Origin of the sequence: Shewanella sp. SR44-4, from assembly GCF_014163715.1 — a bacterium.
In the GTDB taxonomy this organism is placed as follows: Bacteria; Pseudomonadota; Gammaproteobacteria; order Enterobacterales; family Shewanellaceae; genus Shewanella.
In genome coordinates this window covers 132,290-149,642 of the sequence record NZ_JACJDU010000003.1, presented here as the reverse complement: position 1 = coordinate 149,642, position 17,353 = coordinate 132,290, and the positions used below count along the sequence as shown (strand labels likewise).

13 protein-coding genes are annotated in these 17,353 nt (G+C 41.6%); 2 read left to right on the top strand and 11 right to left on the bottom strand.

The window, feature by feature from the left end; genetic code table 11:
• Nucleotides 1–166: 166 nt before the first annotated feature.
• From hypF to hyaA, 6 genes are read right to left on the bottom strand one after another with little or no spacing between them, the layout of a single operon-like run.
• Nucleotides 167–2,578, bottom strand: coding sequence for a carbamoyltransferase HypF (gene hypF, locus H5125_RS02840; RefSeq protein ID WP_182743496.1), 2,412 nt, complete (start codon nt 2,576–2,578; stop codon nt 167–169).
• Nucleotides 2,579–2,633: 55 nt separating this feature from the next.
• On the bottom strand, nt 2,634–4,673 hold the full coding sequence (locus H5125_RS02835; RefSeq protein WP_182743495.1) for a NiFe hydrogenase: 2,040 nt from the start codon (nt 4,671–4,673) through the stop codon (nt 2,634–2,636).
• Nucleotides 4,660–5,214 carry a HyaD/HybD family hydrogenase maturation endopeptidase gene (locus H5125_RS02830; protein WP_101087100.1) on the bottom strand — a complete coding sequence of 185 codons (555 nt, stop codon included), beginning with the start codon at nt 5,212–5,214 and terminating at the stop codon, nt 4,660–4,662. The genes H5125_RS02835 and H5125_RS02830 overlap by 14 nt, the downstream gene beginning before the upstream one ends.
• 15 nt (nt 5,215–5,229) lie before the next feature.
• A complete protein-coding gene (cybH, locus tag H5125_RS02825; protein WP_101087101.1) occupies nt 5,230–5,898 on the bottom strand; it encodes a Ni/Fe-hydrogenase, b-type cytochrome subunit in 669 nt (222 codons plus the stop codon).
• Nucleotides 5,899–5,929: 31 nt separating this feature from the next.
• Complete coding sequence (hyaB, locus tag H5125_RS02820; RefSeq protein WP_182743494.1) at nt 5,930–7,633, bottom strand: nickel-dependent hydrogenase large subunit; 1,704 nt, start codon at nt 7,631–7,633, stop codon at nt 5,930–5,932.
• 2 nt (nt 7,634–7,635) lie between these two features.
• Nucleotides 7,636–8,772, bottom strand: coding sequence for a nickel-dependent hydrogenase small subunit (gene hyaA, locus H5125_RS02815; protein ID WP_101087103.1), 1,137 nt, complete (start codon nt 8,770–8,772; stop codon nt 7,636–7,638).
• Between the two features lie 646 nt (nt 8,773–9,418).
• Here hyaA and H5125_RS02810 point away from each other — a divergent pair.
• Nucleotides 9,419–10,252, top strand: coding sequence for a hypothetical protein (locus H5125_RS02810; RefSeq protein ID WP_182743493.1), 834 nt, complete (start codon nt 9,419–9,421; stop codon nt 10,250–10,252).
• A 353-nt stretch (nt 10,253–10,605) separates the two neighbouring features.
• The gene (locus H5125_RS02805; RefSeq protein ID WP_409085805.1) at nt 10,606–11,370 is read left to right on the top strand and encodes a mechanosensitive ion channel domain-containing protein; all 765 of its coding nucleotides are present in this window, start codon (nt 10,606–10,608) and stop codon (nt 11,368–11,370) included.
• A gap of 390 nt (nt 11,371–11,760) precedes the next feature.
• On the opposite strand, the gene H5125_RS02800 is transcribed toward H5125_RS02805, so the two are convergent.
• From H5125_RS02800 to H5125_RS02780, 5 genes are all read right to left on the bottom strand, one after another.
• On the bottom strand, nt 11,761–12,621 hold the full coding sequence (locus tag H5125_RS02800; RefSeq protein ID WP_182743492.1) for a DMT family transporter: 861 nt from the start codon (nt 12,619–12,621) through the stop codon (nt 11,761–11,763).
• 176 nt (nt 12,622–12,797) lie between these two features.
• Nucleotides 12,798–13,898 (bottom strand): alkene reductase, encoded by a 1,101-nt coding sequence (locus tag H5125_RS02795; RefSeq protein WP_101087106.1) that lies wholly within the window; start codon nt 13,896–13,898, stop codon nt 12,798–12,800.
• A gap of 13 nt (nt 13,899–13,911) precedes the next feature.
• Complete coding sequence (gloA, locus tag H5125_RS02790) at nt 13,912–14,298, bottom strand: lactoylglutathione lyase (RefSeq protein ID WP_182743491.1); 387 nt, start codon at nt 14,296–14,298, stop codon at nt 13,912–13,914.
• Between the two features lie 768 nt (nt 14,299–15,066).
• Nucleotides 15,067–15,897, bottom strand: coding sequence for an EAL domain-containing protein (locus H5125_RS02785; protein WP_182743490.1), 831 nt, complete (start codon nt 15,895–15,897; stop codon nt 15,067–15,069).
• A gap of 492 nt (nt 15,898–16,389) precedes the next feature.
• Entirely contained in the window at nt 16,390–17,097 is a 708-nt protein-coding gene (locus H5125_RS02780) for an SDR family oxidoreductase (protein ID WP_182743489.1), read from the bottom strand.
• Between the last annotated feature and the right edge of the window lie 256 nt (nt 17,098–17,353).

The following is a 17,353-nucleotide window of genomic DNA, read 5'->3' as shown; positions in this document are numbered from 1 at the left end:
GTTATTGCGTTAATTATGTGACCAAAACCACAATTATCTAAAGGTCAACATTGATGTAGCATTGCAGCGTCAGCGATACCGGCTGCGAGCCGGATTATGATAAAAATTAATCTATTCACGTTACTTACAGTGGTTAAATTGTCATTAGTATTTGATACACCTAAGTCTACGCCATGTGATGTATGGCATACCACAATTGACCTAATGCAATACCACCGTCATTAATGGGAATATGGCCACTGGGCAAAACTTGCCGTTGGCCACGTTTACAATCATAAATGCACTGGCTTAGTAAGGTTTTGTTTTGAAATACACCACCACAAAATACCTGCGGTAACTGGGGATATTGCTGCCCAATTCTATCCAATTGCTGGCTAATCGCATTGATAAAATGCCAACATATTTGTTGGTTAATTAAAGGGTTATGTGAGCTTTCCACTGCACAGTTAACTAATTGAGTGATAAAGTCGCTACTGTGCCATTGAATCGGTTGTGAGTCAGTGTCGCTTATGGTGTTGAGTGTTACAGGTAAAGGTTCAATATTTGACTTGCAATTATAGGCATTGGCTGCCGTTTCAATCATCATTCCCGCTTGGCCTTCGTACTGCGAGCTACCAATAAAGCCTAACGCCACCGCAAGAGCATCAAATAAACGTCCAACGGAACGACATTCAATACAATGGCTATTGTTACGCCACAGCTGATACAAATTAGTGACAGTTTTGCTGCCCAAATCGGCTATAGCGGCAATCGGGAGTAAAAGTACTTGTTCAAGCGGCATCTGTTCAAACAATAATGCCAGCAGAATTCTAATCGGGTGTTTAATGGCTTGTTCACCGCCAATGAGCTTAAAGCAACTAAAGTGGGCCACCGTGGTAAAACCGTTAACATCAGCCAGCATCACTTCGCTGCCCCATAATGCACCGTCATCACCTAAGCCTGTGCCATCAAAACTGAATCCTAATACTTGCTCAGTGCGTTGGTGCATCGCCATAACCGACAAAACATGGGCGAAGTGGTGTTGTATGCCAATACAATGAGATGGCAAAAGGTGATGTTCCGATTGGTAATTTTCCGCCCATTGTGTCGGCGCATATTGCGGGTGATTATCATGCACAATATGACTCGGGATGAAGTCATACAAACGCTTAAACGTCGCTAAGCTTCGGCTAAAATATTGCTCTGCTTCAAGGCTGAATAAATCACCAATGTGCGGTGATACAATCAAATTATCGGCAAAACCAAATGCGACCGTGTTTTTTTGTTGTGCGCCAACAGCCAACACGCTGTTTTGGCTGTTTGATAGCATTGGTGTATGCAAATTAATGGTTAGCGGCGCATAACCGCGAGCCAATCGAATCACTTGCAGTTGCCCGTCAATCACTTGTACCACACTGTCATCACAAGCATTAATAATCGGCCGATTATGGTCGAGTATCCCATCAACTACATGGCTTAAATACTGTTCAATGTCAGCCTGATTACTAATAATGGGTTCACCGCTGCGATTGGCGCTAGTCGCTACAATGGGTTTGTGTAATCGCTGCATCAATAAATGATGTAATGGTGTGTAGGGTAAAAATACTCCAAGGCGATCAATACCTGGCGCTAGTAATGGACTCAGTATGATCGGCCCATTATTTGATCCATCATCTTTACCATTATCACTGTTATCATTACTAACAACACGTTTGGTCATCAAGGTAATCGGCTTCTCAGGGCTGGTTAACACTTGCCATTCCGTTTCAGTACCGCTGACACATAATTTTGCTTGGGCTAAGTTGGTCACCATTATCGCTAATGGCTTGGCGAGGCGTTGTTTACGTTCGCGCAGGGCTGCAACCGCATCGTTATTGGTGGCATCACACACCAAATGAAAACCGCCTAAACCTTTAATGGCGATGATGCCACCACGGTTTATCATTTCAACGGCTTGCTCTAATGCTATTAACATCGATGAATCATAAAGACATTCAGCACGAGCATTGATAACGCTAAAGGTTAACTGTGGGCCACAATGTGGGCAACTGACAGGTTGGGCATGGTAGCGTCGATTCATTGGGTTGGTATAAGCGGCGTGGCAATCTTCGCACATCTCAAAATCAGCCATGGCGGTGTTGCATCGGTCATAAGGCAGGGCGTTAATAATGGTATAGCGCGGACCGCAATTGGTGCAATTAGTAAACGGATATTGATAGTGGCGGTTTTGAGGGTCATTAATGTCGTTAAGACAATCTCGGCAAATACTCATGTCGGCCGAAATAGCCACATTTGCATGCTCGTCAGATGAGGCATGGCTTTCAATAATACTAAATTTGTCAAACAAACTTAATTGAGTTTGATGAGTAACCTCAATGGCATCAATTCGCGCTAATGGCGGAGGAGATTTAGCTAATGTATCGATAAACTGTTCAATCTGTTCGCTATTACCCTGTAAAACAATCGTCACCCCAAGGTGATTATTCAGCACACTACCGAGTAAAGTTAACTGATGTGCCAAACGAAACACAAAGGGGCGAAAACCAACCCCTTGTACAATACCTTTAACAATAATGGTAACTTGCTGTAATGGTTTCATAAGGACTCAATCTCATACAAGGATAAGCAATAACTGATATACCTTAAGATACCTTTTATCCACGTCTTTGTTTGAGATATAGCCCACCAATTGCGATATTAACGCCATCTAAATCCAGTAATGGATTAACCAGCAGCGGAAAGTTTTTACCAATGCGTAATTGCACCCGATCAGTTAACACCGGATTAGCAAATTCGCTTCCTGCAATCACTAATTGTTTTACGCCAATATTTTGATCTAAATGTTCAACCCAATGGCTTAAGTAGTCGGCAAACGAGTCATGAAATGCAAACGCAAGTTTTGCTAAGTTAGTCTCGCCTGCCAACTTGAAACTCATTAACGAGCCCAATGTTTTACACCAATTAAGGCTACGATGTGCGGCACCTTTGGTGAGTGGAAAGTCAATGCGTGGTGCATTGTTGCCATGATGCGCCATCGCTAAAGCAATAAATTTATCGGCAAGTTCGGTTACCGTCACACGTTGAGCGGTTTCTACTGGATAGGCACCAATAATCAGGGTAGCAACAGCCATTAGCTGAGACAATGCACCATCGTTGGCTTGAATGTGCAGGTCCAATAATTGATTATATTCGGCGGGAAATAATTGTTTAAACTTATCTAACAGGCTTTTTTGAGGAGACTCAGACAAACTATGACAAATCTCATAACCTGTTGTCGGCAACGTCGGTAATTGGAAAAATAACTCAGGCTTACTTTGGCTGTCGAGGGTGACAATTTGGCAAGTATTTTGTTGGCTGAAATACAATACCGCAGCATGCTTAACAAATTGTGCTTTATGATGATTTTTATTGGGGTCACAGCGCAGTACCGCGGCATTTAACGCACATAAGCTGGTAGTAATATCGTTAGTGATCGTGCTCGAATCATCTGCTAAAGAGCTTGCTAAAACAGCTGGTACAGCTAACGGTGAAGCTGACTGTGAATTAGAAGATTTAGCACCGTTGTCACTCACTCGCCAATTAATGTCAGTTGTAGAACTTTGAACCGTAAACGTATGCAGATCATCTTGGTAATGATGCTCATCATGCAAACAGGTTACGTTAGTGGGTAACGGTATGGTGCCATTACCTAGGGTGGTAATGGGTAACCATTGTTGATTAACACTGGCCAAACGCAGCGGCTTATTGAGCAAGGCTTCTTGGCTAGTATGCTGGTCAATATCATGAGTGACATGCAACCAATTAATGCCTTTTTGGCGTAACACTTCCGTGAGTATCACTAACAAACGATTTTCAGCAAATTGAATTTCATACAGTGGCGCTAATAAACTGGGGTGATCACTACTTGGTCGTACTCTTAGTAACGGTTTTTCGATGCTAGATAATGCCAACACTTGGCTGTCATTAACAATAAAATGGCTATTTAAAGAATTGGGATTACAGACTAATATTCGCGGCCGTTGATATTTTATTGTTGTGGTTATTGCGGTTATAGGCGCATTGGTCTGTGATGAGTTTATGCGTTGATCATCTGCATTTTGCGATATTGTTGAGGGGAGTATGGTTGAGGATTGTATGGTTGAGGAGAATATGGCCGCGGGTGGGGTTAACCACAACGTGATCCCAAGAATAGGTAAGGGTAGAGACTTATGGCTTAGTAGGCGGTTTGCCATCGCTGTGATGTCGGCCTGAGTTAACGATTTTTCATCGCGACTGAGTTTTTCATGTCCCATACAATGATGACATTGCAGATTAATATCACCAAAAGAGGAATGTTGATTATCGCCAAATTGTGGTTGGCAATGCTGACAAAAATACAGCGGTAAACCAGAATAAAGCGGTTTAATCTTAAATGGTTTTCGCTGTCCGCTGTGTTGCTCAATCCGCTGAATGTGAGTGTCAAGTAACCAAACGGATAACAAAAAATCACTGGCAATCTCATCGGCTAACGCTTCAAGTTGCGCTTGGGTAGCAAAGGCCTCAATAAAGTAACGTATTTTACTGGTTTGAGGCTCGGATTCAGCACCAATACTGATATTAAATTCGTTGCGCTCCAGGTATTGATTACACAAGTGCTCATATAAGGGCACATGGCGTTGGCATACAAAATCAAATCGAATGTTATGCATCGACATAGCAACCTCGCTTATAGGCGTCAGGAATCACCTCATCAATAGTAATATCAGCCACAATCTGCTGGCTAAACCCTAAGTCGGTCAAATGGGTTAACAGAGCATGTTCCATTAGCGGAATGGCGGCATGTAAATGTGGTGTAAGCCCCAAAGTCATTGGCTCAATCACGGTCGGGGTAACGCCTAATACAAACGTGTGAGGTCTATCACCCACAATGTCCATCATGTTGAGTGTTTGCAGCATTTCCACTTCATGAGCACTGCCTTGCCAATCAATTTCAGCAGGGGCGTGATCAAAATCAAAAAAGTACACTTCACCGGGCTCCACACCAACACTATTAACCGTATCGACCACAATCAAATGGTCGTACTGGCTTATCATCGGAATAAGGCCTTGAGCTAGGGTGCCACCGTCGACAATATCTATGCTGTCAGTTTGGTGGCTGAATTGGTATTTGTCTTTGATATAATTGACAAAATGTACGCCGACTCCTTCATCGGCGTACAATACATTGCCTATACCTAACAGCAATATTTTTTTCACAATTATTCATTCATCCTATTTATGTACTTTGTGATAGTCATAACCAGACACAATAGAATCGACTGAATTATGTTTAAAGCGAATACCAGACCACACCGCCATATACATATGGATCACCACAAAGATGATGAAGGCCCATGTTAAGTAATGATGATAAATCCGCAGTGGCGCTAAACCACCACAGAGGCCGGTTATCCATGCCGATACATCACCGAGCATTCCGCCAATACCTAAATGATACACATTGGCGTACAGCACTAAACCGGTGATACACATAATCAAGGCGACAAACGAAATGGCCACATAGGTCATAAACTGTAATGGTCCGTAAACGCCGGCTTTGTCTAAACTGCCCATCCAAAAATAGGATTTTATTTGCGATATCCAGCTTCGAGGCGATAGCACATCTTTAAATGATCGTCTTTCATTGTTAATCCGACTAAAGAAAAACAAGTAAAAACGCACTAAGGTAATACTGGTTAACAAAAATCCAAAAATGATGTGGGCAAAGCGGATCCAACCTTGTACCAATACATCAGTGCTGGCAGGTGCCACTAAAAATGGCCACGAGATATAAAATCCGGTGATCACTAATACCAAAATGGCCAGAGCGCGTAACCAGTGAAATATTCGAATCGCTGGAGTAAATATCAGCTGCCGATTATGGGTTGCAATATGTTCCATACTTTTATCCCTCCTACTCCATTACCTCTGATTAAAACCCATTTGGATCAATTTTAAATTGACCTAGGGTGTGTTTCTTGTAATCCATCACGTGAACGGAACACGCCATACAAGGATCAAAGGAATGAATAATGCGAATGACTTCTAACGGCTTAGTTGGGTCTTCAAGTTTCAAACCAATCAACGAAGCTTCGTATGGGCCCATTTTACCGTTAGCATCCACAGGGCCTGCGTTCCAGGTAGTAGGAACCACAGCTTGGTAGTTTTCGACTTTGGCATCTTTAATGCGGATCCAATGACTTAACATGCCGCGAGGGGCTTCAATCATCGAATAACCTTCGTAAACACGGTCTGGGTCTATTTCAGGTTTAACGTAAGTAGACTGATCCGACTGTATATTCACCAGTAAAGCATCAAAGGTTTGCAAACTGGCCTGGCCAACCAACACCGTTTGCAACATACGTGCAGCAGTACGGCCTAAAGTGGTAAACAATGCTTCAAGAGGCAAACCAGTGCGAGCTAACAAACCATCAACCGCATTGACCACAACTTGATTGCCACGGGCATAGTTAACCAACAAACACGCTAGTGGGCCTACTTCAATCGCTTCATCTTGGTAACGCGGAGACTTAACCCACGAGTATTTACCATCGCCATTAATGGTGGGTAATTTGCCATACACAGTGTCGCGCTCAATAAACCCGGTGTAATCAGGAATGGTGGTTCCTTGATATGGATGTTGCGGACCATCAGCTTTATACCAGGCGTGAGTCACATCTTCTTTAATCAAGCTCGGGTCGATATCCAATACATTGGCTAAATCACCGTTTAAAATGACCCCTTGGTTAAATAAGTACTCGCCATCGGTTGTAATAAAATCTTCACCGCACAAGAAACTGTTAACATTTACGCCGCCAAGTACACTGGCTTCTGTACCAAATGCTTCTGCTGCCATCACAATATCGGCTTGGTAAGCTCGCTCAATAAAGTCTTGCACGATAGCGTGCTTTTGTTTCCATTCTTGTAAACGGGCAGGGCTTAACATGTCTCGTACTGAGGTTATGCCGCCCACAACAATAGACTGTGGATGTGGCGATTTGCCGCCAAAAATAGCTAACATTTCAGCTGCCACACGTTGTACTTCAAGTGCTTTTAAATAATGCGATAACGCAATGAGGTTTTGCTCAGGGGTAAAACGATAAGTACCATTACCCCAATAGGCATTGGCAAATGGACCCAGTTTTCCGGTTTCGACCAAGCCTTTTACGCGTGCCTGTACCGCTTTTAATTCACCTTCACCGGCAGCAATCGGTGCATCAGAGTAATTCATTGCCACTTTAGCCGCTAAGGCTGGGTCGGCACTTAATGCTGATACCACATCCACCCAATCCAAACCATGTAGATGATAAAAATGCACAATATGATCATGCATGTAGAGTGATGACTGCATTATGCTGCGCAGGTATTTAGCATTAAGTGGGATCTTAACCCCAAGGGCATTTTCAACGGCCTCAGTGCCGCAACGATAATGCGAATAGGTACATACGCCACAAATACGCTGCACAATTAAGCCCACATCCATTGGAGTCCGGCCTTTTAAAATAACCTCAATACCTCGCCATAAGGTCGACGAAGACCAAGCCTTGGTAATGACATTATTGTCATCCACTTCAACTTCGACACGTAAATGGCCTTCGATACGGGTGATAGGGTCGATAACGACACGTTTACTCATGATTATTCCTCCAAAGGCTTAGCAAATACGCTAGCAACTGCATGGGCGCCAATACCAACAACGGTAGCGCCTAAAATGACCGCACCAATGGTGTCTGCGGTGGCATCTATTCCATGTAAAAGTTGGCGTCCTAGCGGTTTTTCAAAGTCCGCCATGTCATCCCAAAAATTCGGCTCAGAGCAACCCATACAGCCATGACCCGCTAACACCGGCCAGCTGGTGTGATGGTTAAAACGCTCAGTAGGGCAGTTGTTGTAGGTATATGGGCCTTTACAGCCGACTTTATAAAGGCAGTAACCTTCTTTAGCACCTTCATCACCAAATTCTTCAACAAACTCACCAGCATCAAAGCGCCCACGACGTTCACAGTTATCATGTACCCGTGCGCCGTAAGCCCATTTAGGACGATTAAACATATCCAGTGCAGGTAACTTACCGAACATAATGAAATACATTAGCGTGCCAACAATGTTCTTTTCGCTCGGAGGGCAACCGCCTAAGTTAATCACAGGTTTATCGACCACTTCGTAAACACCTTTTGCCCCAGTCGGGTTAGGTGCAGCTGCTTGTACACCACCAAAAGCAGCGCAAGTACCAACGGAGATAATCGCGGCAGCATTTTCCGCTGCTTCCTTAACAATGTGTAAACCCGTATGACCTTTACAACCCACGGTTAAAAAGGTGCCGTTATTGGCGGTAGGGACCGCACCTTCAACGGCCAGCAAATACCGACCTTTGTAGGTTTCAAGAGCGTTTTCTAGGTTCTCTTCTGCTTGCCAGCCAGAGGCTGCCATTAAGGTTTCGTGATATTCAAGCGAGATATGATCGAAAATCAATGTGTCGAGGTTGGGCGTGTCGGTACGAATTAATGACTCAGAACAGCCAGTACATTCGGCTAAATGTAACCAAATTAGCGGTACTCGGTCGGCTAATTCAGCCGCTTCGGCAACCAGATTACTAAAGGGTAGGGGCAAGGCAAACATTGCAGTGACCGACGCGGTCCACTTAATGAAGTCTCGACGAGATATCCCAATGTTGGCCATTTTTTGTTGTAGTGACACGGGCTGACGTTGGGCAAATTGGCGTAAATAATCAAGGCGGTCTTGACCCTGTTTATAAAGGGCTGCATGTGTGTCCATGTTGATACCTTCTGCTTAAGTTAGCTCAGTGGCTAATAATTAGTTGCAATCCATCGGTATCAATATTAAAACTCAGCCAAAAATGGTCTTTGATGTAAATCAACTTGTAAGATATTTCCTTAGCATATGTAGGGCTATATCGTCGAATACATGATGTTGATCAAGTTAACAAAAATGAAATCGGACAAATTGTCGCAGATCACCATTTTATTGACGTTATTATTTATAGACTTGCTGATGTTGGCGAGTTAAATCTTGTTCAATCTAGTTGTGTGCGGAGCGGATGCTCGTTGGATACTTATCACTAGCCATCTCCGCCACAGGATAACGTCACGGTTAAACGGCTAATAACGGTTCTGCTTATTATGAGTGAACTAGTCATCCGTTTGCCGAATACAGAGCAGGTACCATTGATTAAAGAATGCTAATAATGACAACGTACAGCGAAGTAAAATGGACAAAAAATGCTAATTTATCCATAAGATAAACTCACAATTTGATTAGACACGGCTTTAACTTTGCTTGTTTTTATAACATTATGACAACAACGATGTGTTTTACTTAAACATCAATGACATTAACTATGACATTAACTATGACATTAACTATGACGTTAACAATGACATTAAAAGGATGTTACTCACCCATGAGAGCCACTTATCTATTTTTGTTATGCTCATTGCTCGTGCCGACAGTTGCCAGCGCAAACAACTTACCAAACTTCCTCACTGCAGACTCTGATAAAGAGTACCGTGCAACAATTAATCATTTACGGGGTTTATTACCCAAAAATGGCATTGCAGAAATATTGCCTGGGTTAGCCTCACCGTATGGTGTGCTTGATGTGCATCCAACAAAATTTACCTCTGCAGAGGATAAAAATGATTTTGCTAACTTCAATTTAGGTGTAATGAGTCACGCGATATTTAAAGCCGATCCCCAATTTGTCACCAGTTTGCCCAATAGAGTGCTGTGCAATGAAAAATCATGTCGAGACCAAAGGGTTAAGGCCATCAACATATTGCTGATAGAGCAAGACGTAATCAGTCGTTTTTTTAAGGACAACGTCGATATCACTATTGTTCAGCGCTCAGATGATAATGTATTTAGAGTCAATAACGCATTTTTCACCCCCGCAGGTATTATTCAATATCAACCGTCAGCGGTAGCTGGGTTTGTACCTTCAGCCGATGCCACATATTTTAAAAATGTCACCAATATAGAAGCGTGTGATTTGTGCTCATCACGCTCAGCTAAGGTAAGAGACATTATGGCCAAGCACCACATTGCCGCGATGGTTAAAGAAAGTGACGGCGTAATAAATATTATTTTCGATGGTATCAGTAATAATCATTGGGGAGTTAAGCTAAGCGACAACTCAGATGTTAAGCCAGTAAAAGGGCAGCCAAATGCTTTGGGGTATCGATATGATGATGTTATAGCGATAACACCAACCGTTATTTACTACCAAACTAACTAAAATGATCACCAGCTAAAATATTCACTTCAATATTCACTTCAATATTGCGAATCTAGATACGGATAAAACCATTAATGTCAGCTACATTAATGGTTTTTTCGTGTTTATGAAGGGGCTAATTTACCGACGTTGACTAAGTTTTTACTGCTGCACCAGGTTAGACCTCATACTGTTATGGCCTAATTACCTTGTCTTCTGCTGCTATTGCCAATAGAGTGACGGCCGGAATGTCCGTAATTCAGCACATGAGTGTGGAAACAAAAACAACGTAGGTAACAAGTTTGATAGATAATATAGCTTTGATCGTCGATTTTTTTCTCGAACACAAATTATTATTAACGGTGTTAATAATAATGCTTATCTCAGTGATAAAACGTTTTATCATTTCAAGTATTCGTGGCGACGTCGCTTTTCTTTCTGATGTGCAACGCAAATGGATGTCACGCACTAAAAATGGCACCTTCATTTTAATACTGGTTATTTTGTTCATGCTTTGGCAATCCGAAGTTAGCAAGTTTGCACTGTCTGTTACCGCCATTGCCATTGCCATAGTGATAGCATCAAAAGAAATCATTCTTTGCTTTACCGGCTCAATACAACGCGCGAGTTCACGTTCATTTGTGATTGGTGATTGGATTGAAGTAGGGAAAATATATGGCGAAGTGATTGAACATAACTTAATGGCCACCGTTATCCAAGAGATCGATCTTGATCAAGGTCAATATCATTACACCGGTAAAACCGCGACATTACCTAACAGTATGTTTTTTACCTATGCGGTGAAAAACCTCAACTTTATGAAACGTTATGTTTACCACAACATAACCATTACCGTGGTCCAGTTTGTTAATCTCTATACACTGTTTCCTGGGTTAACCCGTCAAATAGAACAGCACTGTGAAGACTTTATCGAAGTGGCTAAGCGTTACAACGGTGTGATAGAAAAACATGCTGGTGTCGATTTACCTGGCAGCGAACCGCATATTCATATCACCAGCGGCATCAACGGCGAGCAAAATGTGCATATCATGATTTTTTGCCCCACCGAACGCGCCATACATTTAGAGCAGTTAATAAGAGAAGACTTTATGATTGCTTACCACGAAAACTTTAGCTAATTCATCTGAAATCGCTCTCTATCGCTCTACATGTTTAGTCCGCACGGCATGATTAATCTCAGTTCAACACTGGGATTAATCATTAACTTCACTGTGTTTTAGCATCAATCACATCAATACAAAGTCTTTACATGTGTCTATTACTCGTCATCATGACCTTTCAGTAGCGTTTATAGACTCATCTCAGCTTAGTCTCAGCAATTGGGTTACACCTCAGTGTATAAGGCGTTGTGTACCTCCCACCGTATGCATTTGCGTAGCGAATACAACGCCGTGGTTAACAAACCGAAAAATAGGTTATTACTACATCGATATACTCAGCGTTGTAGATGTTGCAGATGTTGCAGATGTTGTGATGTTATAGATATTGTAAATAAAGCTTTTTACGCGCTATTTTTTAGAATATTTGATGTAAATAAACAGTGACAATAAAATAACCCCGCCACCAATGAGCTTTTGCATTTCAACTACCTCATCAAGAAAGCTGATAGACAATATTAATGTCCAAATGGGTTCTAAAATCATGATCAGCGAAGCGGTTTCAATTTTAACGCTAAATTGACCGACAGTTTGAAGTAAATAACGCACACTGGTTGCGATAACCGTTGATACCGCAAACCAAAATAGCACATGACCATTTATCTCAAAATGTTCAGGTGAAACCGCAGCCATAATCACGCAACCCACAATGCCCACCATGAATAATTGTACGCAGATGGATGTTAACGGTTTTATATTGGTCAAGACCCGCTTATTCAATACAAAATGCAATGACAGCAGTGCCGATGATAATAAGAAAAACCACTGGCTGTTATCAACTTCCCAGCCAGTTGTGATGGTCAATAACATAATGCCTATACAAGTAATAGGCAGCGATATCCAAAACATGCGGTTGGGTTTAACTTTGAATAATAGCCAAGAGATAAATGGAGCAATAATCATCGCCAGGCTCATGATAAAAGCACCTTCAGACAAAGTACTAGAGATGGTAATCGCGTGAACCCATACTTCAATCGAAGCGGCTAATACCATGCCAACGCCACCAAGCGCGGCAATTTGCTTAGGCCTGAGTGCATAAATCTGCTTATAACAAAAAGGCAATAAAATCAGACTCGCGATTAAGAAGCGAGCAGCAATAAACACCTCTCCAGGCATCTCTAAAATAACAAGTTTGGAGGATATCCATCCCACAGCCGCAAGCATTGTGGCCAGTAATAAGGATATTTTGCCGCGCAACGCTTCTTGTTTCATCAAACCGTTTGTTCCAGCTGAGGGATGGGAAAAGGGGCAAGGCTCTTGGCAAGTCGCAATGATACGAGAAAACCAAAAGATATGTCGTGATAAATAAATGATGTATACGTATAAAGCGATCCTACCTTACGTCAGAATCGCTCACATATTAACTCAACTAAACAGTGTGATTACTATTAGCTTGGGCTGTATTCGGGGTAATCAGTATACCCGCGTTCACCACCACCAAATAATGTCTCTGGGTTGTGAGAGGCTAATGGATAGTTATGCTTAATACGGTTTACCAGATCTGGATTGGAGACAAATGGTCGGCCAAAACCAATCATATCCGCTACACCAGCATCAATGGCCTGAGATCCATTTTCGCCGTTGTAACGTCCCGCATAAATAAGCACACCTTTATAAACGTCGCGAACCGTATCTTTAAATACTGTTGGTGTCTCTGGGGCATCATCCCAATCAACTTCAGCCACATGGATATAGACCACATTGAGGCTATTAAGTAATGCAGCCGCGGCAATGTAGGTGTCTATCGGCGTTGCATCAACAGTACCATTTAGCGATGTGAATGGCGCAAGACGAACACCAACACGATCAGCGCCAATGGCTTGCGTCATTGCACCAACCACTTCACCCAGGAAGCGCAGGCGGTTTTCGATACTACCACCATATTCGTCGATACGATTATTCGCTTCAGAATCGATAAACTGGTTAATTAAATAACCGTTAGCAGCATGCAGTTCTACGCCATCAAAACCGGCTTCAATCGCATTTAACGCTGCTTGACGATATTCGCCAATCACATGTTCAATGTCAGCTTTAGACATTTCACGAGCCACAACCACGTCAACAAAACCAGGTTCGTCAGTACCATTATCCACAAACACTTTTACATTTTGGGCTTTTAGTGCAGAAGACGAAATAGGTTGTTGACCACCGATATTATCAGGGTGAGACACTCGACCAACGTGCCAAAGCTGAGCGAAGATAGTGCCATTTTGTGCATGAACCGCTTTGGTGACCTTCTGCCATCCGGCAATTTGTTCTGCAGAATAAATACCTGGCGTCCATGCGTAGCCTTGGCCCATGACTGATATTTGGGTGCCTTCTGTAATAATAAGACCCGCGGATGCTCGCTGAGCATAATATTCAGCCATCATCTCATTAGCCACATTACCCGGTTGGGTTGAGCGTGAGCGTGTCATTGGTGGCATCACAATACGATTGTTTAAAGAGAGTTTACCGAGCTGTATTGGTTGAAATAGTGCATTGTTCATTCTGTATTCCTCTTTACTTGCTAATTTGGATGAGCTCAATTTGGTATCCATCAGGATCGACGATAAAGGCGATGTGGGTTGAACCACCTTTTACCGGTCCTGGTTCACGGGTGACGTTGCCACCGCGTGCTTTAATGTCATTACAGGCACTATAAATATCCTCTACACCCAGCGCAATATGACCAAAAGCATTACCATGGTCATACTCATTGGTGTCCCAGTTATAGGTTAATTCAATCGTGGTGCTGTCTGCTTGAGTGCCATAACCCACAAAAACTAAGGTGTAGCGATAGTCTTTGTTTTCGGTTCTTTCTAGCACTTTCATGCCTAGCATATGGGTATAAAACTCAATTGATTTTTCTAGGTCAATGACTCTCAACATAGTGTGTAAAAATTTCATAACTCTCTCTTTAAGCGACATCTTTTAAACGCATCAGCGAACGTGCCCATTCCCGAATAAACAACCGAATAAACAATCGGATAAATTACACTATAAGGCGTGCGTATGAATGATGAATGATGTTCGATAGACGTAATATACAGTGAACAAGGCTAAACAATAAATTATTAAAACTTATCCTTTTAATAATAAAATGTTATCAATAGAGGGTTTAACAATTAACTTCCAAAATTTTTTGAACATAATTAACAAATTATTTGCTGGTTATCATGGTGACAATAAACATTATCATGCAAAGCAAACCGAAAGTTGACAATGTGCCCCTCAAATACAAATGAAAACGGTCTGTGATCTCTCTGATTTTTACAAAAAAGAGGCACGCTTTATCGTCTAAATTTTGCTTAGGCACAGATGTATGAACTGCTTTTTAACCATTAAACCATGGTGATAGTGCGTTTTTGTTGTTACAAAGAGTATTACGCCTATAGCATAGGCGCATTAATGACGCAGTGTAGAAATATTTAGGCTCAATAAATATTGGGCAGCAGCATGAAAATAAGATTAACCATAGTTGCGATAATCTTTACCGCTATTTCGATGCCGGTCATGTCACAGACTGTTAACTAAGAAATTCCACAAGCCATTCAACCTATGCACGAAACATCTAACCCTATTGCCTTTGAACACTGGCGCCATACTCGTGTTGAATACACTCAATGGCATAAATAATAATGTGCATTGAGGTAATGATGAGTATCGACCTTAAGCTTATATACCCGCACCGTCATTTAAGCTCAGAGTAGGTTGAGTCTTAATCTGACTTTCGCTGCGGTATATCTCGTCAAAATCAACTAGCGGGAGGGATTCAAAACCAGGTTTAGCAAATAAATAACCCTGCATCAGCTCAATGCCACAATCGCGTAACCATTGCATTTCTTCTATTGTCTCTACGCCTTCAGCCAAAGAGGTAATGTTAAGTTCAGTAAACAAGTTTAAGCAGTTTTTTATAATAGCTTGTCGGGTTTTATCTTGGTCGATATTACGAACAAGCTTCATATCAAATTTGATAATGTTGGTTTGAAAATCAGCCAACAGTCCCAAACCGGCATAGCCAGAACCAAAATCGTCTAGTGCGGTGATAAATCCTGATTGCTTATAATACTCAACGATACTCTTAACAAATGCAGTATCGCTAATGTTCTCATTTTCTGTAAATTCAAACATGATTCTGTTGGTTGGGAAGTTATATTCTTTAGCGGCTTCTAAGGTTGTGCGAATACAGCGCTCAGGTTTATAAATGGCATTTGGGAGAAAGTTAATGCTAAGCATTGAATCTAGCTTTAGTTTCGCCGCCAGTGCGATGGCTTTAACGCGGCAAAGTTGATCAAAGAGGTAACGATTATCATCGTTGACTTGAGAAATGATCGAAAAGGCCGATTCATTCTGTAAGCCACGTACCAATGCTTCATAGCCAAATATGCTATTGGTCTTACAGTTAATAATTGGCTGAAAAGCCATGGTGAAATCAAAATCAAGGCTGCTTTTATCAAAACATTTATTACAAGTAAATCTGTCATAAATTATTGGCTTTGTTTCCATTGTAGCAACCTCATTTAATATAACGCTCGCTTAAGCTATGCCGTAACGAACTTAGGATTCTACCTTGCATGGTAATGACTAAAAACATTACCAATGCAGCGCGTTGCAAATCAACATTAAGGGTTTGTTGAGCTTAGCCGCTATGCGGCAGGAAAAGATAAAACTCATCTTAATTGTATCAATTTTAATTTGATTAACTGTCGACTTAATCGATGTTGCCACACTGTGTGGGTTAACACTCAGACATCATAATAATATCAACGATAAAGACATTAAAACAACATCTTACCTATTTCAATCTTTAAGGCAAGCCACGCACAAACATCATTCCACATTATCGAGTATTTAATAGTATATCGGTCAATTTGTTGGCTAATTGCTTAATAAAAAAACATCATATTCACCATCTTTACGCACTAACAGTAGCCCAAATCTGACCAATGAATTACCAATAAAGCGGTCGGTAGTTTGTTGTACGGATTGATGCGCTGATTAGAACGGCAGTTGCTCACCGTTAACATCATAAAACTGACCGGTATTGTGAATCGATAAATTGTTGATCACTTTTATAATCCCAAGGGCGGAATCATTAACCTTTACCTTTGCAGAGCTGCCGCCCATATCCGTTTGCACCCAACCAGGATGAACAGATACCACCGCGACGTTATCATTAACCAGTTCAGTCGATAAATTCACAGTTAACATATTGGCTGCGGCTTTAGACATTCGGTAACCATACCAGTCGACACCTTGTACTTGTGATAGTGATCCCTTAGAAGAAGAGATAATCGCTATTTTGCATAAACGATTTTTATTCAATAGTTCTAATAAGCAGTGTGTTAAAAATAATGGCCCGAGCGCGTTCACTTTAAAACACATTTCAGCGTTAGCATAATCAATAGCGTGAATACTGTGATTATCTCGATCTAAAAAGCCCGCATTATTAACAATTAAATCGAGACTAATATTTTGTTGGCTGAGATTATTCGCTAAGCGCTGGATTGATTCAGAGCTCGTGATATCCATTGACTCAATCAATAATTTGTCAGCAAACTGAGCCTTCAACGACAAAAGCTCAGTCGCTGTTGCGCCATCTCTACAGGTTGCTATGACGCTGCAACCGTTGACAAGATATTGCTCTGTTAACGCTAAACCAATACCTCTATTCGCACCGCTGATTAATACCACTTCACTATTCATTAAAAACCTCTAAATCGATTGTTTTATATAACTTTTCTGGTAAATTCTTGTGTAAATTCTTGTGAAAAAGATAGATGTAAAATATAGATATAAAATATTGATAAATACCATCTTGAAGTTGTGCCACTGCTGATGTGATTCGATTTGTTTACTCTGTGTTGCGATAAGAATCGTCATTCGATAAAACACAATGGCTGAGTGATCATCGCCATGCTTTGCTTATTCCTCGTATACTCGCTCTGAATTAATAAGCTGG